The organism is Streptomyces sp. SPB162, from assembly GCF_029504575.1.
Classification (GTDB): Bacteria; Actinomycetota; Actinomycetes; order Streptomycetales; family Streptomycetaceae; genus Actinacidiphila.
The window spans coordinates 529,483-556,180 of record NZ_JAQFII010000001.1; the positions used below are offsets into that span (position 1 = coordinate 529,483).

The following is a 26,698-nucleotide window of genomic DNA, read 5'->3' on the forward strand; positions in this document are numbered from 1 at the left end:
GGTGCTCACCGGCGGGAGCCGGAAAGCTGACAGTCGGGGTCGGAGAGTGCGAAGGTGAAGGCTATGCACTCCTCCCGACCCGCAACCCACCTCGATGAGGCGGCAGGCGCCGCATCGGAGATCACCGAACTGCTCGAGGTCTTGTGGAACCGCGGACGGAACGATTCCGCGGCTCCGGTCTCCGCCTCGCAGCTGCGGGTGCTGTTCATCCTCGCGGACCACGAGGGCATCAACCTCCGCAGCCTGTCCGAAGCGCTGGGCTCGGCCCCGCCGTCCGTCAGCAGGCTCTGTGACCGACTGCAGGCCGTCGGATTCCTGGAGCGCGACCCCAATCCGGAGAGTCGGCGCGAGGTCCGGCTGCGGTTGAGCGGGCGCGGGACGAAGTTCCTCGAGGAGTTGCGGGCCCGGCGCCGCGAGGAGCTGTCGCAGGTGCTGGTCACGATGCAGCCGGCCGCCCGGAGGGATCTGCTCAGCGGGCTGCGCGCCTTCCGGAACGCCGCCGCTTCCGAGGCGCCCCCACTCCCGGCGCGCACCGCTGCCGCGCACATCGCGTAGGCGCCGTCGGCGCGCGGAACGTTCACCTCGGCCGGAATCCGATGACGCAGGTGTCGTCGTCCGTGTCGGAGTTGCTGTGGGTGAGCAGCCGGTCGAGGTCCTCCTCCAGGTCGCCGGTGGGCGGCCCGGCGTCGCGCAGCAGCTGCTCCAGGGACTGGTTGACGGTCCGGTCCCGGCGCTCCAGCAGCCCGTCGGTGTAGAGCAGCAGGGTGTCGCCGGGCTCCAGGACGACCGTCTCCTCCGCGTACCGCGCCTGGGCGACGGCGCCGAGCAGGATGCCGGAGGGCAGCGGCAGCACCGTGGACCGCGCGCCGCGGACCAGTACCGGCGGCGGGTGCCCGGCACGGGCCCAGCGGACCACCCGGGTCGCCGGGTCGTACAGTCCGCAGATCACGGTGGCGGTGACGTGTTCGGTGAGCCGGTGGGCGACGGTGTTGAGCCAGCCCAGCAGCCGGCCGGGGCCGGCGCCGGTCACGGCCAGGCCGCGCAGGGCGTTGCGCAGCACGACCATGCCGGTGGCGGCGTCGATCCCGTGGCCCGCGATGTCACCGACCACCAGCAGCACCTGCTGGTCCGGCAGCACGACGGCGTCGTACCAGTCGCCGCCGACCAGGTGCCCCTTCTCCGCCGGCCGGTAGCGGACCGCGACCTGCAACCCCGACACGTCGATGGGGGCGGGGGCCGGCGGCATGATGGCGCGCTGCAGTTGCAGGGCGAGCAGGTCGCGTTCGTCGGCGCGCTGCTCGGAATCGGCGAGCCGGTCACGGGTGGCCGCCAGCGCCACCTCCGTCCAGTGCTGCGAGGACACGTCCTGGTAGGCACCCTGCACGGTCATCGGGCCGCCCTCCCAGCCGGGCGCCGGTTCGGCGACCGCCCGGATGTAGCGGACGACTCCGTCGGGCCGCAGCAGGCGGAAGGCGGTCGAGGCGGGGCGGCGCCGGTGCAGCACCTCCCGCAGGAACCTGCCGATGACGTCGGCGTCGTCGGGGTGCGCGTGGTGCCGCAGTCGCTCCAGCGGGATCGGCGCGGAGTCCGGCGGCAGCCCGTACAGGTCGAACAGCTGGCTGTTCCAGATGACCTCGCCGATGGCCGGGGTCTCCTCGAAGCCGCCGATCCGGCCCAGCCGCTGGGTGTGCTCGACCAGGGCCGCCAGCCGTGTCGCGTCGTTGTGGGTGCGCCAGCTCACCAGCAGGGCGTCGCCGTACCGCCCGATGCCCAGCGCGGCGGTCACCAGCGGCACCGTGCTCTCGGCGGCGGCCGGCAGGACCATCCGCTCGGTACGGAACGGCTCGCCGGTGGTGTGGACCCGCAGCGCCCGCTCGTACAGGCCGCCCTCCGCGGCCGCGAGCGGGTAGGCCTCCAGCAGCGACCGCCCGGTGATGTCGGCGCGCGGGCGGCCGGCGAAGTCCGTGCAGTGCTGGTTGATGTACGTGATCCGGAAGTCGCCGACGCGGCCCTGGTCGTCCAGCAGCGGCCGCAGGACCAGCGCGCAGTCCAGGAGGCCTTCCGCGAGGGCGTCGAGCGGGGCGGCGCCGTCCGCCCGGACCGGTTCGGCGGAGGCGGCGGAGCCGATCCCCTCCAGCGTGTGCGCGCACAGTTCGGCGAGACCGGTCAGCTGGCGGTGGACGGCGCGCGACAGCGGCGCGCCCGGTTCCGGCCAGCACACCTCCAGGACGCCGACCGCACGGCTGGTCCGTCGCGCGGGGATGAGCGCCCGGGCGCCGTCGCCGACGCCCGACAGGCCGATGGACACGGCCGACGAGGGCAGCGCGCCGTGCCACAGCGTCCGCCCCGAGATCAGCGTCTGCTGGGCCAGCGTCCCGACCCGGGGCGGCACGTAGCGCCAGCGGACGGCCTCGGCCGCGGGGAACCCCGCGCTGCCGGCGAGGGTGAGCGACCCGTCCTGGTCGGCCTGCCACACCGCGACGGCGGTGGCGCCCAGCGGCTCCAGGGCGTGCACCAGCAGTGACTGCGCGACCGCCTGTGCGTCGGTGCCGCTGAGCGCTCCGGCCTCCGCCATCCGCAGCCGGACGGACGTGGGGGGCTCGGTACGGCCGGCGCCTTCCTGCGGAGCCGGCACGGCTCGCGCCAAGGTGTCGTGCGCGGCTTCGTTGATGATGTCGGCAGCCAGCTCGGCGGCCGGCACCCCGGCGCGGGCGGCGAGTTCCTCCAGGTGCCGGGCGGCCCCGGCGGGTCCGTCCACACCGCGTTCGACCAGGATGCCCTTCGCCACGTCGAGCAGTCCCCGGGTGGCTGCCGCGTTCTCGTGCGCGTCGAGCTCGCGGCGCAGCCGTTCCACGACCGCCGCCAGCCGCTCCACACCGCGCCGACCCGTGCCGGTCTCCGCGAGCGGTCCGCGCAGCGGGGTCCGGTCCGCGTCCGGGGTGGTGGGGCCGGAATCGTTCACAGGCGGGGATCCTTCAGGTGGGGAGTACGGGCTCGGCCGGGCGGCTGCCGCCGGCCGGGTGACGCGTGGACGTCCGGGGGTGGCAGACGCGGGCGGACTACCGGAGCCGGCGCCGTATGCAGGACACCGGCGCGGCGGAGGCCGAACCCGCCGCGGGGACCTGCGGCCGGTCCGCGCGGCCGCGCGGGCCGCCGGGGCGGCCACGCCGCGGTCGCACCCGCGCTCCCGCATCCACGATGTCGCCCATGCCCGTCCTCATCCCGCCATCACGCCGTCACCGCATGTCGAGCGGGTCCCGAGGCACTTGTAACTTCATTGCCGCATGACAAATGTCGCCGTGCACTGCGCAGGCTAGCCCAGCATCCCGTCTTCCCGCGCCACACGCCAGGACTTCGCCGGCGGACACCGGCCGGAGGTAGGGGTCAGCGGGGTGCGATCCTCCGCCGCAACGCGGGCAGACTCCTCATCAAGCACAATGGGGGTCTGAGGGCGGAAACCGCGGTGTGGTCGCGGACAGGGCCGCTGTCGATGGAGGCGTAGTGAAGATGAGCCGGATACCGCAGGAGAGGACGCGCCGCGGCGGCTTCGCCCATCCCGCGCTCCTCTACCGCGATAGCGACGCCTACCTCGCCGGGACCGTGCCGTTCATCACCGAAGGCCTCGACCGGGGCGAGCCGGTCGCCGTCGCCGTTCCCGGTCCGAACCTGGCCCTGCTGGAGAAGGCGCTCGCCGACCGCGCCGGCGAGGTACGGCTGCTCGACATGACGCTGGCCGGCCGCAATCCGGGCCGGATCATCCCCGGCGTGCTGCGCGCCTTCGCCGACGCGCACCCCGGCCGTCGGGTGCGCATCATCGGCGAGCCGATCTGGCACGGGCGCTCGGCCACCGAGTACCCGGCCTGCGTCCAGCACGAGGCACTGATCAACCTCGCCTTCGCCGGCCGCGACGTGACGATCCTGTGCCCCTACGACGCCGAGCGGCTCGCCCCGGACGTCCTGGCCGACGCCGCCGCCACCCATCCCGTCCTGATCGACGAGGCCGGCAGCCTCCCCAGCCCGGAGTACGACCCCGCGCACACGGTCGCGAAGTGGAACCTGCCGCTGCCCGAGGCCCCGGAGGGCGCGCTGACGCTCGCCTTCGACGACGCGACCCTGACCGCGCCCCGGCTCGCCGCGTCCCGGTACGCCGTCGGCGCCGGCCTGGAGCGGGGGCGGATCCCGGACGTGGAGCTGGCCGTCAACGAACTGGCCACCAACACCATCCTGCACGGCGGCGGCTCCGGCACCCTGCGGCTGTGGACCGAGGACGGTCACTTCGTGTGCGAGCTGCGCGACAGCGGACACCTCACGGACCCGCTCGTCGGCCGCGTCCCCGTCGTGCGCGCCACCCCCGGTGGCCGCGGCATGCTGCTCGTCAACCACCTCGCCGACCTGGTGCGGATGCACACGACGACGGCCGGCACGACGCTGCGCGTGTACTTCGCCCTCGCCGCGTAGCGACCGTCCGCCCGTCCCGTGACGGACAACGCCGGTGGGGCCGCTCGCGAGCGGCCCCACCGGCGTTGTCCACGCGTGCCTCCGCGCCGCTACGCGTGCGCGGCGCCCGGGATCACTCCTGGACCAGCAGCTGCGCGCGCAGCCGCGTCAGGGTTCGGTTGAGCAGTCTCGACACGTGCATCTGGGAGATGCCCAGCTCCGCGCCGATCTCCGCCTGGGTCATCTCGGCGCCGAACCGCATGTTCAGGATGCGGCGGTCGCGGGGAGCGAGCTGGGCCATCAGCGGCTTGAGGGTCTGCAGGTTCTCCACGGACTCCAGCGCGGGGTCGAGGTCCCCGAGCCGGTCGGCCAGCACGCCTTCGCCGCCGCCCTCGTCCTCACCCGCGGGGATGTCGATGGACCCGGCGACGTAGCCGTTGCTGGCCAGCTGGCCCTCGATGACCTCGGCGGGAGTGAGGTCGAGCAGCGCGGCCAGCTCGTCGGTGGTGGGCGCGCGGTCCAGCCGGGTAGCCAGCTCCTCGGTGGCCTTGGCGAGCTCCAGGCGCAGTTCCTGCAGCCGCCGCGGCACGTGCACGGCCCAGCTGGTGTCGCGGAAGAAGCGCTTGATCTCGCCGGTGATGTACGGAATGGCGAACGTGGTGAACTCGACCTCGCGCGAGAGGTCGAACCGGTCGATCGCCTTGATCAGACCGATCGTCCCGACCTGCACGATGTCCTCGCGCGGCTCGGACCGGTTGCGGAACCGTCCGGCGGCGAAGTTCACCAGCGAGATGTTCAGCTCGATGAGGGTGTTGCGGGCGTACTGGTACTCGCGGGTGCCCTCCTCAAGCGTCCGCAGCCGGTCGAAGAACAGCTTCGACAGCTCCCGGGCGTCCTTGGGCGCGAGCTTGCCCGGGCACTCGACGCGCGGCAGCTCCGCGGCGTCCGCGTCCGTCTCCGGGAACCGCACCGCGGTCGGGGAAGTCCTCGTCGCTACCGAGCCCGCCATGTCGCCCTCCTCAGGATGTCCACCTCGTCGAGGCGACGTATACCCGTGCCTCCGGGGCACACACGTGGCAGTTTTCCACGAATTCTCAGGCGTTCAGGACACCGGTGCCGAGCAGCGAGAACAGCAGGATCGCGACGATGATGCGGTAGACCACGAAGACGTTGAACGAGTGCTTGGCGACGAATTTCAGCAGCCAGGCGATCGAGGCGTAGGCGACCACGAACGACACCAGTGTGCCGACGGCGAGGGAGATCACGTCGACGCCGCCGCCGGTGGCGTCCTTGAGCTCGTAGAGTCCGGCCCCGGTCAGTGCGGGGATGGACAGGAAGAAGGAGAGCCGCGTCGCGGCCAGCCGGTCCAGGTCACGGATCAGGCCGGTGGAGATCGTGGCGCCGGAACGGGAGAAGCCGGGGAAGAGCAGCGCGAGGATCTGGGAGGAGCCGACGATCATGGCGTCCTTGAGGGTGATCTCGTCCTCACCGCGCTTGAACCTGGCCATCTGCTCGGCCACCCACATCACGACGCTGCCGCCGATGAGCGAGCCGGCCACCACCCACAGCGAGGCGAGCGGGCCGTCGATGAGCGGCTTGGCGAGGAGGCCGACGACGACGATCGGGATGGTGGCGTAGATGACCCACCAGGCGAACTTGTAGTCGTGGCTGTCGCGTTCGGCCTTGTTGGCGATACCGCGTCCCCAGGCGCTCGCGAACCGCACGATGTCGCGGAAGAAGTAGACCAGGACGGCGGCGATGGCCCCGACCTGGATCACCGCGGTGAAGCCGACCACCGCTTTGTCGTCCACCGGGATGCCCATCAGTCCCTCGGTGATCTTGAGGTGGCCGGTGGAGGACACCGGGAGGAATTCGGTGAGCCCTTCCACCACTCCGAGAATGGCGGCTTGGCCGACGCCGATGGCGCTCATTGGTCCCGTCCCTGGAAATCGCGTCGAATGACCGGCTTGGCGGCGCCGTCGTCAAAGGGGTCCCTCGCGGGCGCACCCGACGTCTACAGAATTGTAGACGTCGGGTGCGACTGTAGAGGACGGCCTGCCGACCGCGCAGGCCGGGACCAGGGTAGCGAGGGCGCTCTGTGATCGAAAAGTCGTCCTCACCCGCCCACCGGTGGGCCCGCGTTCGCGTCCGCGCCCGTGAGACCCGCATGCCCCCTACCCCGCGGCCCGATACGGGAGCAGCATCGACAGTGTGGTGGTGTCAGTGGACCTGGCAGCCTGTGACGAGTGCGGCCGTACCGATCGGACGGTCCGCGACCTCGGCCTGCGCGCACCCCTGGCCCTGTGCGACGCCTGCTTCCGCACGTTGCTGGAAGTGCGGGTGAACCGCCAGCCGCTGCCGCTCTCCCGGGTCCTGGACGATGTGCGACGGTCCACCTCTGGGCACGGGTGATCGGGGCCTTCGGACGGGGCCACGGGGCGGAGGCCCGCCGTACGGTCCACCTCTGGGCACGGGTGATCGGGGCCGTCGGCCGGAGCCACGGGGCGGAGGCCCGCCGTCGGGCCGTCACAATGAGGGCGTGACACGGAACAGCGCACGCTCATCGGTGACGGCCCGGCCCACCGCGCCCTGCCCCTGCGGGCTGGACGCGTCCTACCGCGACTGCTGCGGCAGGCTCCACAGCGGCGAGGCCGCCGCGCCCACCGCGGAACGGCTGATGCGCTCGCGCTTCAGCGCGTTCGCCGTCCGCGACGCCGCGTACCTGCTCAGGACGTGGCACTCCACCACCCGGCCGCCCGGCATCGAGTTCGAGCCGGAGCAGCGGTGGACCGGGCTGGAGATCGTCGGGACGACGGGCGGCAGCGCCTTCCACACCGAGGGCACGGTGGAGTTCCGGGCCCACTACTCCCTGCACGGCCGCACGGACTCGCAGCACGAGCTGAGCCGCTTCGTCCGCGAGGACGCGCTCTGGGTCTACCTGGGCGAGGCGGGGGCGTAGCTTCAGGACGGTATGAGGTCGCCGAGCAGCTCGGCGAACTCCTCCGGGGTGATCACCCGGATCCCGAGCTCCTCCGCCTTCGCCCTCTTGGAACCCGCCTTCTCCCCCGCGACCAGCAGGCTGGTCCTCTTCGACACACTCGACGACGCCCTGCCGCCCGCACTCTCGATCAGCTCGTTCATCGCCGTTCGGGACAGCTCCGCCAGCGCGCCGGTCATGCTGCCGGTGACCACGACCGCCAGGTCCGCCAGCGGTCCGGCCGGACCATCCGCCGGTGACTCCGCCGCACCGTCGTCGTCGCCCGGCATCCGCGCGGGCACCCCCGGCTCGGTCATGTTCACCCCGGCGGCCGTCAACTTGTCGATGAGGGGAGCCAGTTCCGCGATCTGGGCGACCACGACCCGCGCCTTCTCGGCGCCGATACCGGCGACGCCCTCCAGGGCGGCGGCGTCCGCCGCGCGGATGGCCTCCATCGTGCCGAAGTGCCGGGCGATCCGCCGGGAGATGCTGCGGCCGGTGCCCAGGACGCCCAGCGCGCAGAACACCCGGTTCAACGGCCGGTCCTTGGCGGCGGCGATCGTCGCCAGCAGTTTGTCCGCGCTCACCTCTCCCATGCGGTCCAGCGCCAGCAACTGCCCGCGGTCGAGGGTGAAGACATCGGCGAAGTCGGCGACCTGGCCGGACGCCACCAATTGGGTGACGAGTTGCTGCCCCATCCCGTCGATGTCCAGGCAGTCACGCGCCACCGCGTAGCGGATCGAGGCGAGCTGCCCGCACTCCCGGCCGCGCACACAGCGCCAGCGCTCCTGGCCCATGTCGATGTCGGACGCGCAGCGGGGGCACTCGATGGGGAAGTCGATCGCGGTCTCCTGCCCGGTGCGGAGCTGGACCACCGGCGCCTCGATGCGCGGGATGATGTCGCCGGCCTTGTAGACGGTGACCCGGTCACCGATGCGCAGGTCCCGGCGGGTGATGTCGGCCGGGTTGTGCAGCGTCGCGTAGGTGACGGTGCTGCCGTCGATCTCGACGGGTTCGAGCACGGCGCGGGGCGCTATCACGCCGGTCCTGCCGACGTTCCACTCCACGGCGAGCAGCCGGGTGACGCGCTCCACGGCGGGCAGCTTGTAGGCGATCGCCCACCGCGGGGCCCGGGAGCTGAATCCGGCCTTCTCCTGGTCGGCCGGATCGTCCGCCTTGATCACCACTCCGTCGATGCCGAACGGCAGCGCGGCCCGCAGCGCCGCGATCTCCTCGACGCGGTTGTGGACCTCGTCGATCGAGGTGAAGGTGCGCAGCCCCACCGGTGTGGCCGAAGTGGTCCGCACGCCCGCCGCGGCGACGACCTCCATGACGCGGCTGTGGGGCAGCGCCGCGAGTTCGGCCGAGCCGCCTTCCAACGGAAGCCCCGAGTAGGCCCAGAACGTCATCTCGATGACGTACGGCCGCTCCTTCGCCCGCAGGGTGCCGGCCGCCCCGTTGCGGGGGTTGGCGAACGGGGTGGCGCCGAACTCGGCGCGGGTGCGGTTGGCCTGCTCGAACTGCTCGGTGGTGAGCAGCACTTCGCCGCGGACCTCGAACGTCACCGGAGTGTCGAGCGCCTTCGGCAGTCCGACGATCGTCCCGATGGCGTGGGACACGTCCTCCCCGTGACTGCCGTCGCCGCGGGTGACCAACTGCTCCAGCCGGCCATCCCGGTAGCGCGCGGCCACGGCGACCCCGTCCAGCTTCGGTTCGACGGCGTAGCCGCTCGTCACCGGTCCGCCCAGTCGTTTGGCCAGCGAATCCGCCCAGGCCGACAGCTCGACACCGTCGAAGACGTTGTCCAGCGACATCATCCGCGCCGAATGCTCCACCTCACCGGCCGGCACCGCGCCGCCCGCGACCTTCCCGGTCGGCGACGCCGGTGCGACCTCGGCCGGGTGCTCGGCCTCGTAGGCCGCGATGCCCCGTGTCAACCGGTCGTACGTGGCGTCGTCGAGGCGGGAGTCCCCGCCGCTGTAGTAGGCGGCGGACGCTTCGGTGGCCGCGGTGACGGCCCGCGCGTACGACTCGGCGTCGGCCGGCTCGGCCGTGATGATCTCGGTCATGAGTACATCGTGCCGCCCGCCACTGACAACGCGCCGTGCGGGCGTGGCAGAGTGGTCGACATGAGCTCCACGCACCCCGCGGAAGGCGCGGCACCGGCGGTTCGGGACGGCTCCGCCCCACCCGCCGGCGCCGTGACCGGTCCTGAGGGCGGCGAGTCCGCCTGCTGGCTCGACCGCGTCTGCCCGCAGTGCGACGCGGTGGCCGACGGCCCCCCGCCGGCCCGCTGCCCACGGTGCGGCGCCGAGCTGCGCGGCTGAGCCCTACAGCGCGTCGCCCACCGGGCAGACGGTGATGACGGCCGCCCTGCCCTCGGACCGCAGGGTCACGGCGTCGGTGCCGGTGCCGGACACGAGCACCGCGTCGAAGCGGGCGAGCCGGCCCTTCTCGCAGCCCGGGTCGAGGACGAACCCGACGTCGTCGGCCAGGGCGACGAGGAGTACGGACCGGTTCCCGGGGACCGCTGCCGTGTGCGTCCCGTTCACGATCCCGACCATGGCCGCCGCCCGTCCGCGCCGGGTCATCACATTGAGATTGACGAGGGGACCGCCGGTCAGCCGGCAGTCGGTGGCGGCGTCACCGGGGAACGCGAACGGGCGCAGCGGGAGGATCGGCGGGCGGACCTCACCGTCGATCGTCAGCACCATGCCCGCGCCGTCGACCACGGTGATGATCCTTTCGACCCCCGGGAGGGCGGAGTACGGCCCGTCCCCCACGACATCGGCGAGGCTCACCCGCCAGCCGAAGTCGGCCAGACCCGCACCCGGCGGATCCGCGGTGATCTCACGCGTCACGCCGCCGCCGTTGCTCCACGGCGTCGGAATCCGGTCGCCGGCCCGCAGCATGCGCGTTTCCATGGCGTCGATGGTCGCGGCGCGCGCCCGCGGCGTCAAATGGTCCGCCCCCGTGCGCGGACCATCCCCGCATCCCACAGAGCGACGCGGCACCGCCCCCACGCCACCCCGCCCCGCCTCGGTTTCGGGGCGGGGTGGGACGTCGTGACGGCATCACGGCGTCTGACGGCGCCCGGGAGGCGGATGGCGCGAACGCCCCGCTGAAGCGCCGCTTCTCGAGTCCGTGCACCACCGGGCCGGGCGTACACGGACGGTGCCTTCACCGCGCTCCTTTCGCCTGCTGTAGGGGAGTATCAGGACTGCTTCGAGCTTCCCGCTTCCCGGCCCGCGCGTCACCGTGCGAACAGCGGGCGCCGGAGCGCGGCGTTCGCACGGGGCGTGAACCCGACGTCCACCGAACGGTGCCTGCAGCACAATGGGCCGACGCACCCCCGACGAAGGGATTCCCGTGGCCCGTCCTTCGGCTGCCGACACCGCCGGCGCGCTCGCCCCCGCGCTGGATTCGATGACCCTGCTCGCGGCCGCCGTGATCGTCCACGATCCCGGGAACCAGCGGGTCGTGCTGCTGCGGCGCGGGCCCGGGGCGAAGTACTGCCAGGGAAAGTGGGACCTTCCCATCGGCAAGAGCGAGCCGGGAGAACCCGTCACGGAGACGGCCGCGCGCGAACTGCGGGAGGAGACGGGCCTCGTGGTCGACCCGTCGGCGCTCCGTGTCGCCCATGTCATCCACGGCGCCTGGGGCGTCGAATCACCCAACGGCTTCCTCACCGTCGTCTTCACCGCTCACCAGTGGTCGGGAGAGCCCGTCAACAGCGAGCCGGAGAAGCACTCCGCGGTCCGCTGGTTCGACACCGGCGCGCTCCCCGAGATGGTGCCCAGTACGGGCCACGCGCTGCGCTGCGCCCTCGACGACGGCCCACGGATCTCGCTGCACGGCTGGCAGCACGCCGCTCCCGCCCAGTAGTCGATTCGCTCCCGCGCACACCCCGTCCGACCTGGTCCGGCACGGACGCCCACGTGAACACGGCACCCACGTACGGCAGCCCGCAGGTGGCCGGTTCAAGATCCGCGGGAGTGAATTCGTTGCACCACGCGCAACGCGCGTTGCGACAGTCGACGGACTCTGCTCCCCTGGAGCACCGCACAGCAGCGGACAGGATCGGCAACGCAGTATCGGGAGGTGTGTCGCGTGGAGGACAACGCAGGCATGGGCAGGCGGGGCCTGCTCAGCGCCGCGGCGGCGGCGGCAGCCGCCACGGTGGGCCTGGGGTGCGCCCCCGGGGCCACCGCGCGGGCGGAACTGCCCGCGGGGACCACGCGCAAGCCGTCCGCCACCGGGCCCAAACCGCTCTACCTCGGCACGTACACCTCCGTGAGCGGCGGCGGCAAGGGCGTCGCGCTGGCGACGTACGAGCCCACGACCGGCGCGATCACGTCCACCGGGGTGGTGACGGGCGTCGCGGATCCGTCCTTCGTGGCCCTCGGCCCGTCCGCCGCCGGCACGCTGTACACCGTCAACGAGCGCTCGCCGGGCTCCGTGACGGCCATCGCCCTGCACGGCGGCAGCGGTGGCGCGCCGAAGGTCCTGGGGTCGCGGCCCACCGGCGGTGACGGACCCTGCCATCTGTCCGTGCACCCGAGCGGCCGCTACCTCCTGAGCGCGAATTACGACTCGGGCAGCGTCGCCGTGCACCCGATCGGCCAGGACGGGAAGCTCGGCGCGCGCACCGCTCTCGTACGGCACAGCAGCCCGCCGCCGGGACCCGGCCAGGACGGGGCGCACGCCCACGAGATCCTCACGAGCCCGGACGGCCGGTTCGTCCTCGCCGTCGATCTCGGCAACGACACCGTGTACACGTACAAGCTCGACGAGACGGTGGGCACCCTGCGGCAGGTCTCCTTCGCCGCCCTGCGGCCGGGCGCGGGCCCGCGATCGCTGACGTTCCACCCCGGCGGGAAGTTCGCCTACGTGGCCAACGAGTTGGACAACACCGTCGTGGTCTGCGGCTACAACGCCACGACGGGGAAGCTGACCCCCGGCGCACCCCAGTCCACCGGGACCGGGAGCGTCAAGAGCTATCCGGCGCAGCTGCTGGTCTCCGCCGACGGAGCCTTCGCGTACCTCGCCAACCGCGGTCACAACAGCATCACCCGCTACGCCGTCGAGTCCGCCGGCGCGACGCTGCGCCTGTTGGACACGGTGCCGGTGGGCGGCGACTTCCCCCGGCACATCGCCTTCGATCCGACGGGCCGGCTGCTCTTCGCCGCCAACCAGAAGTCGAACACGGTCAGCGTCCTGAACGTCGACACCAAGACCGGGAAACTGACGCCGGCCGGCCGGCCGTTCGCCGCCCCCGGCGCGGTGTGCGTACTGCCCTCGCCGTAACCGAATCCGATCCGGCCGGTGGGGCCTCGACCCGGAAGCGCCTCGCGCTTCCGGGTCGTACTTCTTGACATGTCCTGTCAGTACCGCTGTGATGTGGTTGCTTTCGTTCGACCCCGTTGAATTGTGCGCCATTTACCCCCATGGAGCCGCACATGCAGCCCGAACGTCACACCATCAGACAGCGTTTGGCGGCCCTGTCCGCTTCCCTGGCACTCGTCATCGGAGGCGGGGCGCTGGCCGCCACGGCCGCGGTGACCGTGCAGGTCGCCACGGCGGCGCCCGCCGCGGCCGTCGACAACGGCCTTGCCCTGACCCCGCAGATGGGGTTCAACAACTGGAACTCCACGCACTGCCGGGCGGAGTTCAACGAGGCGATGGTCAAGGGGATCGCCGACATCTTCGTCTCGCAGGGCCTCAAGAGCGCCGGCTACACCTACGTCAACATCGACGACTGCTGGGCACTGCCCAACCGTGACGCCGCGGGCAACCTCGTGCCGGATCCGGCGCGCTTCCCCAACGGAATCAAGGCCGTCGCGGACTACGTGCACTCCAAAGGCCTCAAGTTCGGCCTCTACTCCAGCGCCGGCACCAAGACCTGCGACACCCTCGGCTTCCCCGGCGGCCTCGGCCATGAGCAGCAGGACGCCAACCTGTGGGCGTCCTGGGGTGTCGACTACCTCAAGTACGACAACTGCAACAACACCGGTGCGGACGCCCAGACCCGGTACAAGGCCATGGGCAACGCCCTCAAGGCCACCGGCCGCCCGATCCTCTACAGCATCTGCGAATGGGGCTCCAACCAGCCCTGGAACTGGGCCGGAGGAGTCGGCAACTCCTGGCGCACCACCGGCGACATCAGCGACAACTGGTCCAGCATGATCGGCATAGCCCACCAGAACCAGTCGCTCGCCCCATACGCCAAGCCCGGCGCCTGGAACGACCCGGACATGCTCGAGGTCGGCAACGGCGGGATGACGGACACCGAGTACCGCACCCACTTCAGCCTCTGGTCGCAGATGGCCGCGCCCCTGCTGATCGGCAGCGATCTACGCAGCGCGAGCGCCGCGACGCTCGCCGTCCTGAAGAACACCGACGTCATCGCCGTCGACCAGGACAGCCTCGGCAAACAGGGCACCGTGGTGTCCAACTCCGGCGGGAGGGTCGTGATGACCAAGGCGCTGGCGGGCGGCGACCGGTCGGTGACCCTGACCAACGAGAGCGGCTCCGCGCAGACGATCTCGACGACCGCGGAGGCGGCCGGCATCGGCGGCGCCTCCTCGTACACCCTCAAGGACCTGTGGTCCAAGCAGACCAGCTCCACCACCGGCACCATCAGCGCCTCAGTCCCCGCGCACGGCACCGTGATGTTCCGGGTGACACCCGGCAGCCCCGTCCCGCCGCCGAGCGGAATCAACCAGCTCAGCGATCTGCCGATGACCTCGGCGACCAACGGCTGGGGCCCGGTCGAGCGCGACCGCAGCAACGGCGAGCAGGCCGCCGGTGACGGGCGCACCCTCACCATCAACGGCACCACGTACGCCAAGGGCCTCGGCACCCACGCCCCCAGCGACATCAGCTACTACCTGGGCGGCAGCTGCAGTACGGTCAACGTCGACGTGGGCGTGGACGACGAGGTGTCCAGTCCGGGCACGGTGGTCTTCCAGCTCTACCGCGACAGCACCAAGGTCGCCGACAGCGGGGTGCGGACGGCGAGCGACGGCCCGAAGCACCTGACCGCCGATCTGACCGGCGGGAGCCGACTCCGGCTGGTCGTCACCGACGGCGGCGACGGCATCAACTACGACCACGCCGACTGGGCCGACGCCCGACTGGCCTGCGGCAACGGCCCGGCGGCGGGAACCAGCGCGCTCAGCGACCTCAACTGGACGTCGGCGGCCAACGGCTGGGGTCCGGTCGAGCGCGACCGCAGCAACGGCGAACAGCCCGCCGGTGACGGACGCACCCTCACCATCAACGGCACCACCTACACCAAGGGCCTCGGCACCCACGCCGCTTCCACCGTCAACTACTACCTCGGCGGCACCTGCACCTCCCTGACCACGGACGTGGGCGTCGACGACGAGAAGACGGCGGACGGTTCGGTGGTCTTCCAGATCTTCCGGGACGGCACCAAGGTCGCCGACAGCGGGCTGGTCACGGTCAGCGACGCCGCGAAGCACCTGACGGCCGACCTCACGGGCGGCCTGGAGCTGAAGCTCGTCGTCACCGACGGCGGCAACGGCAACACCTCCGACCACGCCGACTGGGCACTGCCCCGCCTCACCTGCGGATGATCCCGGCACCCACCTGAACGATCAGGGCCTGCCCGGCCGTCGGCGTGCGATCGGGCAGGCCCTACCATTCGCGCAACACGGTGATCGCGCTCCGCCGCCGGGCGGCGCCGGCGCCGAGGCCAAGGGAGCGCTCATGTCCAAGCAGCCCGCCGTGGGTACGCCGGCCCCCGACTTCACCCTGCCGGGGCTCGTCCTCGGCAGCCCCGACGCGGTCGCGGGCGAACGTGGCGACTACGCGCTCGCGGAGCAGCGCGGCAATCCGTTGCTGCTGGTCTTCTACCCCGGCGACGAAACGGCCGTGTGCACGAAGCAGCTGTGCTCCTACACCTCGGACCTGGACCGGTTCACCGGCCTGGGCGCCACCGTGTGGGGCATCAGCCCGCAGGACCTGGACAGCCACGAGTCCTTCGCCCGCAAGCACCGGCTCGGCTTCCCGCTGCTGGCCGACACCGAGCGCACCGTGGCCAAGGCCTACGGCATCGCCGTCCCCGGCCTCGGTCTGCGCCGCTCGGTCTTCCTGCTCGACGGCGAGGGCACCGTGCGCTGGAAGCACGTCGCGCTGGCCGGGCTCACTTTCGTGACCACCGACGTCCTGACCGAACAGCTGGCCGCGCTGCAGGCCGGCTGAACGCCGACGGACCCGTCGGCCGAACGCCGGACAGGGCGCCCGACCGTACTCCATAATCGAACGCGCTCCCGTGCAACCACCGGATGAGTACAGACGTCCACCCATCAACCGGTAGTTCGGCGGAATTCCCGCGCCGGAGCCCATCCGATGCGACGAGGTGCGCCCGACGATGACCGACCCACAGGACTCCAGACGGTCAGAACCCGAGTGGTCCCTTCCCGGCTATCGCGCGCTGCGCGTCCTGGGAACGGGCGGTTGCGGCACGGTGGTGCACGCGGTCGATGAGCGCAGCGGCGCCGAGGTCGCGGTCAAGTACCTGAACGAGGAGAGCCGCGCACGGACCGGCCTCCTCAGCAGCTTCCGCTACGAGGCCCAGCTCCTGCAACAGCTGGACTCCCCACACGTGGTGCGCGTCTACGACTACGTCGAGGCCCCCGCGGGCGCGGCGATCGTCATGGAGCTCATCGAGGGCGTGTCACTGGGGGCGATGCTGCGGGCGAACGGCGCGGCCGTCCCCGAAGCGGCGCTGTCGGTCCTGAAGGGGTCGCTGCTCGGTCTGGCCGCCGCCCACGCGGCCGGGGTGGTGCACCGCGACTACAAGCCCGGCAACGTGATGGTCTCCACCAACGGCGTCTCCACGCTGGTGGACTTCGGCATCGCGGTGCGGCAGGGCGCCGACGCCCCCAGCGCCGGCACGCCGCCCTACATGGCACCGGAGCAGTGGCGCGGCGAGCCGGCGTCACCCGCGACCGACGTCTACGCGGCGACCGCGACGTTCTTCGAGTGCCTCACCGGCGAGCGCCCGTACAGCGGGGCGACCATGGCCGAGCTGGCGGTCCAGCACATCACCGCGCCGATTCCGGATCACCGTGCCCCCGAAGAGCTCCGGGCGCTGATCGGGCACGGGCTCGCCAAGAACGCCGACGAACGTCCCGTGAGCGCCACCGCCTTCCTCGCCGAACTCGAAGCGGCCGCCGGCATCGCATACGGCCCGGACTGGGAGCGCCGCGGCCGCCGGGCGCTCATCGCCGTGGTCGCGCTGCTCGCCGCACTGCTCCCGAGCGCCCTCGGCGACGCCACCGCGCCACCACCACCCGCTCAGGGCGGCGGCGCGGGCCTGCCCTTGGGCCACGGCAAGCCCCGGCGGCTGCCGCGCGGGCGCGCAGCGGCTTTAGTGGCCGGATCGGTCGCCCTGCTGGGCCTGGCAGCGGCCGGCACGGTCGTCGCCCTCGGCGGCCACGGCAACACGCCGCACCGCACCGGCGGCCTCTCGGCCCCGCCTTCGGCCTCGTCGCCGTCTCTGGGCACCGTCGCCCCGCCCGGCACGACGCCGCCGGGCGGCGCGACGGTGGGCCCGAGCCTCAGCCCGAGCACATCAGCGTCCACATCCACCACACCAACGCCGACGGACACCACGACCACAGTCCTGACCACCCCACCCACGACGCCCGCGACGACCACTCCACCGGCCACCCCGCCGACTACGGTTCCCACGACGGCGCCCACTACGACGAAGCCGCCTCCGCCCAAGGCGCCAGTGGTCACGTCCGCCTCGGTCGACACGTTCACGGCAAACGGGGGGTTGGCGGCGACAGCCACTTTCTCTGTCGGCAAGGGCAGCACCGGAGCCTTCACCATCACGTTGACGTGGTACGACGCGGATGCCAAAGGCAATCCCCTGACGACGGACGGAAATCCCGAAACGTACACGTTTGACGGGGAGTACACCTTTAACAGACCCCACACCTTCGACGGCTGCGACCGAATGTGGGGTGTCCGCATCACGACGAAGCCGGCCGCCGCCGATCAGAGCACCGCGTACCGGTCCGTCGTGGCTGGTGGCTGCGGCACCGCACGCTAACCGCCCAGCGCGAGCGTCACGCCACCGGCTCCCGTGAGTCGTACCGGGCGAACCGCGGCTGCAGAGCCGCCAGCGTGGCGACGACCGCGATGCACGCCAGTCCCCCGCCCACGATCGCGGTGGCCGGGGAGAAGAGGTCCGCGGCCGAGCCGGCCAGGAAGTCGCCCAGGCGGGGGCCGCCCGCGACGACGACGATGAAGACGCCCTGCAGGCGGCCGCGCATGTCGTCGGGGGCGGCGGCCTGGAGCATGGTGTTGCGGAAGACCATGGAGACGGTGTCGGCGCAGCCGGCCAGTGCCAGGAAGAACAGGCCGAGCCACAGGTCGCGGGTGAGGCCGAAGACCGCGACGGCCGCGCCCCAGCAGGCCACCGAGATCAGTACGGCGAGCCCTTGGCGGTGGATGCGGCCGAGCCAGCCGGAGAAGAGGCCGCCGAGCAGGGCGCCGACGGCCGGGGCCGCGGTGAGCAGGCCAACGGTCTTGGCGTCACCCGCGAACCACATGACGGCGATGGCGGGGAAGAGCACGCGCGGCTGGGCGAGCACCATCGCGGCCATGTCGGTGAAGAACGTCATCCGCAGATTGGGCCGGCCGCCGAGGAACCGCAGTCCGTCCAGGACGGAGGCCCATCCACGGCGGGTGTTCGCGGCGTTCGAGGCGTCGCGTTCCGGCTTCATCGAGGGCAGGCGCCACATCGCGTAGAGGGAGGCCGAGAAAGTGACCACGTCGATCAGGTACGCGGCCTGATAACCCCACAGGCCGACGAAGACGCCGCCGAGCATGGGCCCCGCCATCGTGCCCACGCCGCCGGCGAGCGAGGCCAGGGCGTTGGCGGCGGGCAGCTGTTCGGGCGGGAGCAGGCGCGGGATCATCGAGGAGCGGGCCGGGGAGTTCAGGGCGAAGCAGACGGACTGCAGGGCGACGGTCGCGTACAGCAGCCACACCTGCCGCAGATCGAGCAGCGCGCTCGTTGCCAGGACCCCGGACAGGACGGTCGCGCCGCAGGCGCTCGCCAGCCCGAGTTTGCGGCGGTCCACGGCGTCGGCGATGGCGCCGCCGTAGAGCCCGAATATGACCAGCGGGATCAGGGAGCACAGGCCCACCAGTCCGACCGAGAAGCTGGAGCCGGTGATCGCGTAGACCTGCAGGGAGACCGCCATGGCGGTCATCTGCTGGCCGATCCAGGAGACCAGGTTGCCGAACCACAGCCGGCGGAAGTGCGGGGACTCGCGCAGCGGGGTCAGGTCCGCGAGCACGCGACCGGCGGTACGGGGAATCCGGGCGGGTGGCGGGGTGGTGGCCGTGCCGGGTGCGGTTTCCAGGGGTTTCCGGGGTTCCGCCGAGTCTTCGGATCGCTTGCTTCGGAGCACCCGGCACGGTAACAACCGCTTCCCGGGCTTCCGCTCGGCGGGGTCGGATTATCCGATCGTGCACCCCGGGGCCTCGCAACCCTTGAGGTGCCCTTGAGTGGCGCGCATGTGTACTGGGGTTCTCTTAGGGGTGACCCAGGGAGGAAATCGGCTGGTGACAACCGGTCGGCGGGCTTACTCTGAGCGGAACGAACAGGATCACCGGGCAGCCAACCAGCGCCCCAGACCCTGTCCGGGGAAGCGTCCACCCACCATGGCCGCTCTTCCGGCTCCGCACCAGGCGCCACCGCGTCCGCACTTGCTCGATACACATGCCCCACCGGGTGTCCGACGCCCGGTCGTAGGCCGCGTCGGCGCATCCGGTTCACTCGAAGGAAATGGAGTGCGCGGTGACACCCGAGAAGACCAAGCAGCGCAATCAGGCCACACCCGGACTAGGTGAATGGCCGCCGCCGCTGAAGGAAGTGCGCAACCTCGACGTCTGGGCCCGGTCCGCGCCGATCAAGCTGGCGGGCTACGAGGACGACGTGGCCGAGTCGCACATCCTGCGGAGCATCGACTAGATCGAACCTGTACAGGGGCCTTGAAGGTGGCGTGGGAGCGTATCCCGCGCCACCTTCGGCCGTTGTGGCGCCGAACATCGTGGTGCGGAACAGTGCGGGACAAAAGGATGCCCCGGCCAGGACGGGGGGACCGGGCCGGGGCAACTCGGGGGAAAGGTGTGGTTTCCCGCCACCCTTCCTACATAGTTTAACACTCAAGGAGTGATGTTCGACCGCCTCGGTTTACCCCGATTCCGCGGGGTGCGGTTTCTCAAGGGGTTTGCGAAAGTCCCGCCTGGCCCGCGACGCCTGGCACGCACGCCTGCTGCGTTGTCGGGCTCGTCCAGGTACGTCCGGTACGCGGACGACCCTCCGCCTTCCAGTCGCACGCACCGGACGCCGCGGACCCCGCCCTCACGGGCGAACGGCGCTCCTTTCACAACACCCTTCAGGCTCCGACGCCCGGCCAGAACGCCCGGGCGACCGGGGCGTAGTCGAACGGCTCGGGAGCGGGCACGCCCGGCTCGGGCGGCCGCACGGCCTCCAGCGCACGCGGCCGCAGGTGCAGGCCGCCGAGGGCCTCGCTCAGCTTGCGGGCGTCGACCGGCAGGTCCCGGCGCCAGGCCATGGCCACGACCGGCGAGAACAGCGCCATCCCGGCCGCCAGCGAGCTGTGCACCGAGAGCCGGACCAGCGTGCCGCCGCCGTGCGGTATCAGGTCGAAGCCGTACTCGGGGATCTGCGTGCCCAGCGGATTCCACATGCGCTCGCCCCGGAACACGATGTGCCGGCAGGGCTCGTAGCCCGCGCACACCAGCCGGTGGTCACGGTGGCGTCCCGGGTAGCGGTAGCGGTACTCGGCGTTGGCCCCCGGCGGCACGGATTCCGAGTCGACCCCGGCGACGCCGGAACTCCACAGCGAGAGGTTGCGGGCGTCTGCAAGGAAGTCGAAGACCTCGGAGGCCGGCCTCGACACGATCACGCTGGTGGTCACCCTCGGCATCGCAGACCTCCCCGTTGCCGGCCGCGAGGCCGGCTTGGCTGTTGGCTCAGAGATGCGGGCGGCACGTCGGCGGCCCCGGAAGCCACAGAACTGCAAGTTCTCTCTGGCTCCTCACCGAAATCCTGCATCCCAAAAGCCCGCGTGTCGTGGCAATGCGGCCATTCGAGTGATCAACGAGGCGGGGGGCACCCCGGTGGGAAGAAACCGGGGGGTTAGCCTCAAGGGGTGGTGGACAAGGAGCCCGCGCCGTTCGAGCGCGGAACGGACGGACCCAAGGTCATCGTCGTCGGAGCGGACGGTTCCGAATCCTCCTGGCGGGCGGTTTCCTACGCCGCCGGCCTGGCGCGGCGACAGAACGCGCTGCTCGCCGTCGTCTACGTACAGCCCGTCATCGTCACCGGCGCACTCCTCGGCGCCCCGGTGGGTGAGGTCACCACCGAGGTCGCCGATGAGCTGGAGGCCGAGATCCGCCGGTCGGCGGAGCGGCTCCGGGGGATATACGCCATGCGTTGGGAGTTCCACACCTTCCGCGGCGACCCCTACAACGGGCTGGTCACCGCGGCGGAGTCGCTCACGGCCGACGCTGTGGTGGTCGGCGCCTCGGAGCAGGCCGGACACCGCATCGTCGGTTCGGTCGCCATCCGGCTGGTGAAGGCCGGACGCTGGCCGGTCACCGTAGTGCCGTAGCCGCCACCGGTGCGTACTTGTAGCCCACCCGGCGGACGGTCACGATGCTGCCGCGGTGCTCGGCGCCGAGCTTGCGGCGCAGCCGCGCCACGTGCACGTCGACGGTACGGCCGTCGCCCACGTGCCCGTAGCCCCAGACCGTGGTGACGAGCTGGTCGCGGGAGTGCACGCGGTGCGGGTGCGCGACGAGATGGGCGAGCAGTTCGAACTCCAGGTAGGTCAGGTCGAGCGGACGGCCGTCGACCGCCGCCGTGCGCCGCTCGGTGTCGATCCGTACCCGGGCGCCGAGATCGGGAACGAGTTCGGGCACCGCCTCCACCGGGACCGGTCCCGCCTCGGCGGGAACGAGCACCAGGTAGCCGACCATCCGCTGCTGGCCGGGAACGGACGGCAGGACATGACCGGGCGCCGGCAGCCATGTGGCGCCGGGCGGCAGGAAGTCGGGGGCGGGCGGGACCTCGTCGGGCCGTACGGCACGCAGCCGCGACCGGAGCGGGGTGGTGGTCCCCACGGCGGACGGCTGGGCGAGGCTGACGGCAGGGTGGTTCAGGGACTGGGTGTTCGACATGGGTTCGGCTCTTTCGCGCGAAGGGTCGTTGGACGACGTATTGCGCGGTACCGGAATCCGTACTGCTGACGGCGACGGCCGAAGGCCGTTGTCCGCAGGTCAGCGGGGAGTGCGGGTCCGCGCGGCGATCGCGCGGCAACACTCTCGGTCGAAGTGGTGTCCCTGCCGGGACGGCCAGAAGGGCTCAAGGTCGGTACGACCTGTCGCGATGTCACTGGGGCCGGCCATAGGCCCTATTGAACCAGAAGCCACGCCCCGCGCGGCAGGGGGATGCCGGCGGAACGTGTATTCCGGTCCTTCGTATGCGTCACATGGGGAGGGGTGCCGGATCGGGCACCGGCTCGGGACCGGGCGCCGGCCCGGGTCCCGGCAGCGGCGGGCCGGGCGGCATGGGGCTCGGGCCGGGTTGCGGCACCGGACGCGGGACGGGGTCCGGCTGCACGGGGTCCGGCCCCGGGGGCGTCGGTTGCGGGTCGGGCACGGGAGGAACGCTCGCCCGGATGACTGTCAGGTCGGGATGGGTCATCGACTTCTCCTTCGCGTCGTGTCGCTGTGTGGCTGTGTCGTTCTGTCGGTTTGTCGTCTTCGTTGTCGCTGACGCGGCCACTGCCCGCGCCTACCCATCGGCCCGGCGGCTACGCACGCGCACGCACGCCGGACGCACGCCGTGCACGTCATACGCGCGCTGACGTGGGCCTCCCGGGGGGAGGAGCCGGTCGCACGGCGTTTCCCCCTATCCTCTGGATCATGACCTGGTTGCGCGCGCTGAAGGAGACCGGCCGCTCCGGGTTGAAGGTCGAGCGGACCCGCCTCGAACCGCTGGTCGCGGTCCGCGGCGCGGCCGGCGTCGCGATCGTGATCGGCCTGGCGCTGTGGCTGTCCTCCCCCGCCGTGGCCGCGTCGTCCGCGTTCGGCGCCTTCGCCGCGGGCACCGCCACCTTCCAGCGCAGCTGGCGCTCCCGCCCGGTACTGGCCCTCGCCGCGGGCGCCGGCCTGGCCGTCAGCACCTTCCTGGGGTACCTGGCCGCCTCCCACCTGCTGGTCTTCGTCCTGCTGCTGGCCGTGTGGACCTTCCTGGCCGGGATGGCGTGGTCGCTCGGGCCGACGTCCGGGATCGTCGCCGCCCTGACCGTCGCCGTGATGCTGGTCGTCGTCACCCTGCCCACATCCGTCCTGAACGCTCTGGGGCACGCCGGGGTGATCGCCTTCGGCGGGCTGGTGCAGGCGGCGCTCATCGTGCTCTTCCCCATCCGCCGCTGGGGAGCGCAACGCGACGCGCTCGCGGACGCGTTCGCCGCCGAGGCGGACTACGCCCGGCGGCTGCGCCAGGACCCGCACGCCCCGTTCGATCCCGAGCCGCTGATGACGGCGCGCAGCGCGGCCGCGGTGACGCCCTGGGAGGCCCGCCGCCGTCCGGAGGAACTGCACGGCAAGCGGGCGTTGGCGGAGCGCATCCGCCCGGTGCTGGCGTCGCTGGCCGATCCCACGGTCGGCGCCGCCGCGGAGGGCCCGGAACGCGACCGGGCCCGCGAACTGCTGGCGGCGGCCGCCACGGTGCTGGACGCGGTCGCCCGCGCGATCCGGCACGCGAAGCCGGTGAAACTGCCGAAGGAGGTCGACTCCTTCCTCGCGGTGCCGGAGCCGGAGGCGGAGCTGACGGGCTCGGCCCGCCGGGTGGCCGCCCGCCTGATCAGCCTGCTCTCCGCCGCCGTGGAGAGCGCCAACGGCTCAGGTCCCTCGGACGCCACCGAGGCCGCCCATCTGCTGCGCCCCACCCTGCCGCGGCTGGTACCGCTGGCCGCGCGGGCGATGCGCCGGCAGATGCGCTGGCAGTCACCGGTGTTCCGGCACGCGGTGCGGATGTCCGCGGTCGCCACGGCGGGATACCTGCTCGCCACGGCGCTGCCGCTGGGCCACGGCTACTGGGCGCCGATGGCCTCGGTCATGGTGATGCGCCCGGACTTCTCCCAGACGTACGCGCGTGGCGTGGCCCGCTTCGCCGGGACGCTGGTGGGTGTGACCGTCGCCACCGGCGTGATGCAGGCGGCGTCGCCCGGTGTCTATCTCTGCGCGGCTCTCGCCGTCCTGTGCATCGGCCTGATGTACCTGCTGATGCGCACCGGCTATGCCGTCTCGCAGGCCTGCGTCTCCGCGTACGCGGTCCTCCTGCTGGGCATGGCCGGCAGCCAGTGGACCCAGGCGGTCTTCGAACGCGTGCTGCTGACGCTGCTCGGCGGGGTCCTGGCGATGACGGCCTACGCCGTGTTCCCCGCCTGGGAGACCCCGCTGCTGCGCGACCGGCTCGCGGAGCGGCTGGAGAGCAACGCCGGATACGCGGCCGCCGTGCTGGAGGGCTTCGCCGATCCGGCCCACCGGCGCTCCTCGACGGTGCGGGAGGCCCTGCTCGAAGCCCGCGCCGCCGGCGCCGCCTGGGACCAGGCCGTCGCACGGGCCGATTCCGAACCGGTGCGCCATCGCGGGCTGTCCCGCAGGGCCGCCCAGGACGCCGACACGGCGCTCTCCGCGATGGGGCGGGTGGGCATGCTGATGGAGGCCCACCTCCCCGGCCGGGACGCCGACCCCATACCGGCCGCCGCGGACTTCGCCCGCGTGTTGCGGGAGGCCGCCGCCGCATCGGCGCAGCAGGTGCGCGACGGGGCGCCGCCGCGCTGGGACGCCGCCCGGGCCGCCCTGGACGGCTGGCCAGGCGACTCCAGCCAGGAACGTATGGTGCGCCGCGGCGCGGAACTGCTGGTGGAGACGCTCGACGAGTTCGAGGAAGCGCTGCGCTCCCGCTCCGGTGGCCGGACCCCGTCCCTGTGACGGGATCCGGTGTGACGGGATCCCGCTCCCCCACGCCGGGTTCGTCCGTAAGGTGGGCGGATGGCCGTCCAGAGCTGGAAACCCGTCCTCGCGGCGGTGTCCGCGCTGCTCTCGCTCCTCGCCGTCGGGCTCGTCCTCCCCGCGCTGACCGGCACCGTCGGCTGGACCGCCGTGATCGGCGCGGGCCTCCTGGCCGCCGTGGCGGGAACGGTGGCGCTCCTGTCCGACCTCGGCGAACGTCGCCACTGACGGCCCGCCGAGGGCTGGTTGCGCTTGATCGTCCGGCCGGTATGTGATGGGGCCATGGACTCTCGCACCCTGTACCTGTTCGGCTCGGCCGCCCCGCCCGTCTTCGACATCGCCCGGGTGATCGACGATGCGCAGGTCGACGGCTGGGACGTGTGCCTGGGCCTCACCCCCACCGCGGCCCACTGGCTCGGCCACCACCTCGACGGCCTCGCCGCGTTGACCGGCCACCCCGTGCGCTCGCAGTACAAGCTGCCGGGCGAACCGGACGTCTGGCCCCCGGCCGACGTGATCCTCTTCGCCCCGGCCACGTTCAACACCCTCAACCAGTGGGCGCTCGGGATAACCGACCACTTCGTGGTGGGCGTCGCCGCCGAGGCCATCGGCAAGGGCATTCCGATGGTGACCATGCCCTGCCTGAACTCCGCCTTCGTCCAGCACCCGCGGTTCGAGCGCTCCCTGGCCGAGCTGCGGCTGGCCGGCGTGACGGTCCTGCACGGTGAGGGCGGCTTCGTCCCGAACCGCCCGGACGAGGACCAGCCCGCCGAATACCCCTGGCACCTGGCACTGGCGGCCACGAGGAACGCGGCCACCGCCGTCAGATGACCGGACGGCCGCGTCCCCTGCGCCGCGTGCGGGCGAAGGGGACGCGGCCGTGCGGACGATGCGTTCTCAGCGGATCGGAAGGCCCGACAGGGTGCGGGCGATGACCAGGCGCTGGATCTCGCTCGTGCCCTCGAAGATGGTGTAGATCGCGGCGTCGCGGTGCATGCGCTCGACCGGGTACTCGCGGGTGTAGCCGTTGCCGCCGAGGATCTGCATGGCCTGGGCGGTGACGGTCTTGGCGGTCTCACCGGCGTAGAGCTTGGACATGGAGCCCTCGGCCGAGGTGAAGGGCCGGCCGGCCGCGGCCATCCAGGAAGCGCGCCAGACCAGGAGCCGGGCGGCGTCGATCTGGGTGCGCATGTCGGCGAGCTGGAAGGCGATGCCCTGGTTGTCGATGATCGGACGGCCGAACTGCACGCGGGTCTTCGCGTAGTCGAGGGCGACCTCGTAGGCGGCGCGGGCGATGCCCACCGCCTGGGCGCCGACGGCCGGGCGGGAGGCCTCGAAGGTGGCCATCGCGGCGTTCTTCACGCGCTCACCCCCGGTCTTGGCGCGCTCGCGGGCGCGGGCCAGCCGTTCGTCGAGCTTCTCCTTGCCGCCCAGCAGGCACTCGCCGGGGATGCGGCAGTCCTCAAGCACGACCTCGGCGGTGTGCGAGGCGCGGATGCCGTGCTTCTTGAACTTCTGGCCCTGGGACAGGCCGGGGGTGTTCGGCGGGACGATGAACGAGGCGTGGCCCTTGGAGCCGAGCTCGGGGTCGACGACCGCGACGACGACGTGGACGGCCGCGATACCGCCGTTGGTCGCCCAGGTCTTGGTGCCGTTGAGCACCCATTCGTCCTTGGCCTCGTCGTAGACCGCGCGCGTGCGCATCGCGGAGACGTCGGATCCGGCGTCCGGCTCGGAGGAGCAGAAGGCGGCGACCTTCACGTCGTTGACGTCGCCGTACATCTGCGGGACCCAGGTGCCGATCTGCTCCTCGGTACCGTTGGCCAGGACGCCGACGGCGGCCAGGCCGGTGCCGACGATGGACAGGCCGATGCCCGCGTCGCCCCAGAACAACTCCTCCATGGCCATGGGGATGCCCAGGCCGGTGGGGTCGAAGAACTGCTGGGCGTAGAAGTCCAGGGAGTAGAGGCCGATCTTGGCGGCCTCCTGAATGACCGGCCAGGGCGTCTCTTCGCGCTCGTCCCACTCCGCGGCCGCCGGGCGCATCACGTCGGCCGCGAAGCCGTGGATCCAGTCGCGCACGGACTTCTGGTCGTCGTTGAGCTCGAGCGTGAAGTCGCCCATGTCCCCTCCACCTGGTTGTTACTTGCGGTAACATCAGTCTGTTACCCACGAGTAGGG

General features: G+C 72.0%; 23 protein-coding genes and 2 pseudogenes. 16 read left to right on the forward strand and 9 right to left on the reverse strand.

Features of this window, described 5'->3' with window-relative positions; all coding sequences use genetic code 11:
- Positions 1-63: 63 nt before the first annotated feature.
- Positions 64-555 carry a MarR family transcriptional regulator gene (locus tag M2266_RS02470; RefSeq protein WP_277436592.1) on the forward strand — a complete coding sequence of 164 codons (492 nt, stop codon included), beginning with the start codon at positions 64-66 and terminating at the stop codon, positions 553-555.
- Positions 556-577: 22 nt separating this feature from the next.
- On the opposite strand, the gene M2266_RS02475 is transcribed toward M2266_RS02470, so the two are convergent.
- Positions 578-2,962, reverse strand: coding sequence for a SpoIIE family protein phosphatase (locus tag M2266_RS02475; protein ID WP_277436593.1), 2,385 nt, complete (start codon positions 2,960-2,962; stop codon positions 578-580).
- A gap of 545 nt (positions 2,963-3,507) precedes the next feature.
- On the opposite strand from M2266_RS02475, the gene M2266_RS02480 reads away from it, so the two are divergent.
- Positions 3,508-4,458 carry an anti-sigma factor RsbA family regulatory protein gene (locus M2266_RS02480; protein ID WP_277436594.1) on the forward strand — a complete coding sequence of 317 codons (951 nt, stop codon included), beginning with the start codon at positions 3,508-3,510 and terminating at the stop codon, positions 4,456-4,458.
- A gap of 112 nt (positions 4,459-4,570) precedes the next feature.
- Here the strand turns inward: M2266_RS02480 and M2266_RS02485 are convergent, their stop codons facing one another.
- Together M2266_RS02485 and M2266_RS02490 are read right to left on the reverse strand one after the other, a co-directional pair.
- Positions 4,571-5,446 carry an RNA polymerase sigma factor SigF gene (locus tag M2266_RS02485; RefSeq protein WP_277436595.1) on the reverse strand — a complete coding sequence of 292 codons (876 nt, stop codon included), beginning with the start codon at positions 5,444-5,446 and terminating at the stop codon, positions 4,571-4,573.
- A gap of 85 nt (positions 5,447-5,531) precedes the next feature.
- Positions 5,532-6,368, reverse strand: a complete 837-nt coding sequence (locus M2266_RS02490; protein ID WP_277436596.1) for an undecaprenyl-diphosphate phosphatase — start codon at positions 6,366-6,368, stop codon at positions 5,532-5,534.
- 286 nt (positions 6,369-6,654) lie between these two features.
- Between M2266_RS02490 and M2266_RS02495 the strand changes: the two genes are divergently transcribed.
- Positions 6,655-6,849: a hypothetical protein gene (locus M2266_RS02495; RefSeq protein WP_277436597.1), complete on the forward strand. Its 195-nt coding sequence runs from the start codon at positions 6,655-6,657 to the stop codon at positions 6,847-6,849.
- Positions 6,850-6,976: 127 nt separating this feature from the next.
- Positions 6,977-7,396, forward strand: a complete 420-nt coding sequence (locus tag M2266_RS02500) for a YchJ family metal-binding protein (RefSeq protein ID WP_277436598.1) — start codon at positions 6,977-6,979, stop codon at positions 7,394-7,396.
- A gap of 2 nt (positions 7,397-7,398) precedes the next feature.
- Here the strand turns inward: M2266_RS02500 and ligA are convergent, their stop codons facing one another.
- On the reverse strand, positions 7,399-9,483 hold the full coding sequence (gene ligA / locus M2266_RS02505) for an NAD-dependent DNA ligase LigA (protein WP_277436599.1): 2,085 nt from the start codon (positions 9,481-9,483) through the stop codon (positions 7,399-7,401).
- Between the two features lie 60 nt (positions 9,484-9,543).
- Between ligA and M2266_RS02510 the strand changes: the two genes are divergently transcribed.
- The gene (locus tag M2266_RS02510; RefSeq protein WP_277436600.1) at positions 9,544-9,741 is read left to right on the forward strand and encodes a hypothetical protein; all 198 of its coding nucleotides are present in this window, start codon (positions 9,544-9,546) and stop codon (positions 9,739-9,741) included.
- Between the two features lie 3 nt (positions 9,742-9,744).
- On the opposite strand, the gene M2266_RS02515 is transcribed toward M2266_RS02510, so the two are convergent.
- Complete coding sequence (locus M2266_RS02515) at positions 9,745-10,338, reverse strand: HutD family protein (protein ID WP_277436601.1); 594 nt, start codon at positions 10,336-10,338, stop codon at positions 9,745-9,747.
- 412 nt (positions 10,339-10,750) lie between these two features.
- Between M2266_RS02515 and M2266_RS02520 the strand changes: the two genes are divergently transcribed.
- The 6 genes and pseudogenes from M2266_RS02520 to M2266_RS02545 all read left to right on the forward strand — a co-directional run bounded on the left by M2266_RS02520 (position 10,751) and on the right by M2266_RS02545 (position 17,504).
- Positions 10,751-11,299 carry an NUDIX domain-containing protein gene (locus M2266_RS02520; RefSeq protein ID WP_277436602.1) on the forward strand — a complete coding sequence of 183 codons (549 nt, stop codon included), beginning with the start codon at positions 10,751-10,753 and terminating at the stop codon, positions 11,297-11,299.
- A gap of 225 nt (positions 11,300-11,524) precedes the next feature.
- Positions 11,525-12,721: a lactonase family protein gene (locus tag M2266_RS02525; protein WP_277436603.1), complete on the forward strand. Its 1,197-nt coding sequence runs from the start codon at positions 11,525-11,527 to the stop codon at positions 12,719-12,721.
- Between the two features lie 152 nt (positions 12,722-12,873).
- Positions 12,874-14,559: pseudogene (locus M2266_RS02530) on the forward strand (NPCBM/NEW2 domain-containing protein); the annotation flags it as partial.
- 33 nt (positions 14,560-14,592) lie between these two features.
- Positions 14,593-15,015 (forward strand): annotated as a pseudogene (locus M2266_RS02535) (NPCBM/NEW2 domain-containing protein); the annotation flags it as partial.
- Positions 15,016-15,148: 133 nt separating this feature from the next.
- The gene (locus M2266_RS02540) at positions 15,149-15,643 is read left to right on the forward strand and encodes a peroxiredoxin (RefSeq protein WP_277436604.1); all 495 of its coding nucleotides are present in this window, start codon (positions 15,149-15,151) and stop codon (positions 15,641-15,643) included.
- A gap of 169 nt (positions 15,644-15,812) precedes the next feature.
- Complete coding sequence (locus tag M2266_RS02545; RefSeq protein ID WP_277436605.1) at positions 15,813-17,504, forward strand: serine/threonine-protein kinase; 1,692 nt, start codon at positions 15,813-15,815, stop codon at positions 17,502-17,504.
- Positions 17,505-17,520: 16 nt separating this feature from the next.
- Here M2266_RS02545 and M2266_RS02550 read toward each other — a convergent pair whose 3' ends face one another.
- Entirely contained in the window at positions 17,521-18,780 is a 1,260-nt protein-coding gene (locus M2266_RS02550) for an MFS transporter (RefSeq protein WP_277441043.1), read from the reverse strand.
- 482 nt (positions 18,781-19,262) lie between these two features.
- Here M2266_RS02550 and M2266_RS02555 point away from each other — a divergent pair, with 482 nt between their 5' ends.
- Positions 19,263-19,436 carry a hypothetical protein gene (locus tag M2266_RS02555; protein ID WP_244808988.1) on the forward strand — a complete coding sequence of 58 codons (174 nt, stop codon included), beginning with the start codon at positions 19,263-19,265 and terminating at the stop codon, positions 19,434-19,436.
- 427 nt (positions 19,437-19,863) lie between these two features.
- On the opposite strand, the gene M2266_RS02560 is transcribed toward M2266_RS02555, so the two are convergent.
- Positions 19,864-20,409 (reverse strand): SRPBCC family protein, encoded by a 546-nt coding sequence (locus M2266_RS02560; protein ID WP_277436606.1) that lies wholly within the window; start codon positions 20,407-20,409, stop codon positions 19,864-19,866.
- Positions 20,410-20,643: 234 nt separating this feature from the next.
- Here M2266_RS02560 and M2266_RS02565 point away from each other — a divergent pair, with 234 nt between their 5' ends.
- Positions 20,644-21,105, forward strand: a complete 462-nt coding sequence (locus M2266_RS02565; RefSeq protein ID WP_277436607.1) for a universal stress protein — start codon at positions 20,644-20,646, stop codon at positions 21,103-21,105.
- On the opposite strand, the gene M2266_RS02570 is transcribed toward M2266_RS02565, so the two are convergent.
- Positions 21,089-21,673, reverse strand: coding sequence for a winged helix-turn-helix domain-containing protein (locus M2266_RS02570; RefSeq protein WP_277436608.1), 585 nt, complete (start codon positions 21,671-21,673; stop codon positions 21,089-21,091). The two genes, M2266_RS02565 and M2266_RS02570, sit on opposite strands and share 17 nt — an antisense overlap.
- A 747-nt stretch (positions 21,674-22,420) precedes the next feature.
- Between M2266_RS02570 and M2266_RS02575 the strand changes: the two genes are divergently transcribed.
- From M2266_RS02575 to M2266_RS02585, 3 genes are read left to right on the forward strand one after another with little or no spacing between them, the layout of a single operon-like run.
- The gene (locus M2266_RS02575) at positions 22,421-24,496 is read left to right on the forward strand and encodes an FUSC family protein (protein WP_277436609.1); all 2,076 of its coding nucleotides are present in this window, start codon (positions 22,421-22,423) and stop codon (positions 24,494-24,496) included.
- Between the two features lie 60 nt (positions 24,497-24,556).
- A complete protein-coding gene (locus tag M2266_RS02580; protein WP_277436610.1) occupies positions 24,557-24,745 on the forward strand; it encodes a hypothetical protein in 189 nt (62 codons plus the stop codon).
- 54 nt (positions 24,746-24,799) lie between these two features.
- Positions 24,800-25,348 carry a flavoprotein gene (locus M2266_RS02585; RefSeq protein WP_277436611.1) on the forward strand — a complete coding sequence of 183 codons (549 nt, stop codon included), beginning with the start codon at positions 24,800-24,802 and terminating at the stop codon, positions 25,346-25,348.
- Between the two features lie 66 nt (positions 25,349-25,414).
- Here M2266_RS02585 and M2266_RS02590 read toward each other — a convergent pair whose 3' ends face one another.
- Positions 25,415-26,641: an acyl-CoA dehydrogenase family protein gene (locus tag M2266_RS02590; protein WP_277436612.1), complete on the reverse strand. Its 1,227-nt coding sequence runs from the start codon at positions 26,639-26,641 to the stop codon at positions 25,415-25,417.
- Positions 26,642-26,698 lie beyond the last annotated feature (57 nt).

Coding starts and splice junctions, on each gene's coding strand:
- M2266_RS02490 (WP_277436596.1), bottom strand. CDS start 6,368: ATGAGCGCCATCGGCGTCGGCCAAGCCGCCATTCTCGGAGTGGTGGAA.
- M2266_RS02470 (WP_277436592.1), top strand. CDS start 64: ATGCACTCCTCCCGACCCGCAACCCACCTCGATGAGGCGGCAGGCGCC.
- M2266_RS02575 (WP_277436609.1), top strand. CDS start 22,421: ATGACCTGGTTGCGCGCGCTGAAGGAGACCGGCCGCTCCGGGTTGAAG.
- M2266_RS02515 (WP_277436601.1), bottom strand. CDS start 10,338: ATGGAAACGCGCATGCTGCGGGCCGGCGACCGGATTCCGACGCCGTGG.
- M2266_RS02585 (WP_277436611.1), top strand. CDS start 24,800: ATGGACTCTCGCACCCTGTACCTGTTCGGCTCGGCCGCCCCGCCCGTC.
- M2266_RS02570 (WP_277436608.1), bottom strand. CDS start 21,673: ATGTCGAACACCCAGTCCCTGAACCACCCTGCCGTCAGCCTCGCCCAG.
- M2266_RS02480 (WP_277436594.1), top strand. CDS start 3,508: ATGAGCCGGATACCGCAGGAGAGGACGCGCCGCGGCGGCTTCGCCCAT.
- M2266_RS02540 (WP_277436604.1), top strand. CDS start 15,149: ATGTCCAAGCAGCCCGCCGTGGGTACGCCGGCCCCCGACTTCACCCTG.
- M2266_RS02580 (WP_277436610.1), top strand. CDS start 24,557: ATGGCCGTCCAGAGCTGGAAACCCGTCCTCGCGGCGGTGTCCGCGCTG.
- M2266_RS02485 (WP_277436595.1), bottom strand. CDS start 5,446: ATGGCGGGCTCGGTAGCGACGAGGACTTCCCCGACCGCGGTGCGGTTC.
- M2266_RS02520 (WP_277436602.1), top strand. CDS start 10,751: ATGGGCCGACGCACCCCCGACGAAGGGATTCCCGTGGCCCGTCCTTCG.
- M2266_RS02510 (WP_277436600.1), top strand. CDS start 9,544: ATGAGCTCCACGCACCCCGCGGAAGGCGCGGCACCGGCGGTTCGGGAC.
- M2266_RS02545 (WP_277436605.1), top strand. CDS start 15,813: ATGACCGACCCACAGGACTCCAGACGGTCAGAACCCGAGTGGTCCCTT.
- ligA (WP_277436599.1), bottom strand. CDS start 9,483: ATGACCGAGATCATCACGGCCGAGCCGGCCGACGCCGAGTCGTACGCG.
- M2266_RS02590 (WP_277436612.1), bottom strand. CDS start 26,641: ATGGGCGACTTCACGCTCGAGCTCAACGACGACCAGAAGTCCGTGCGC.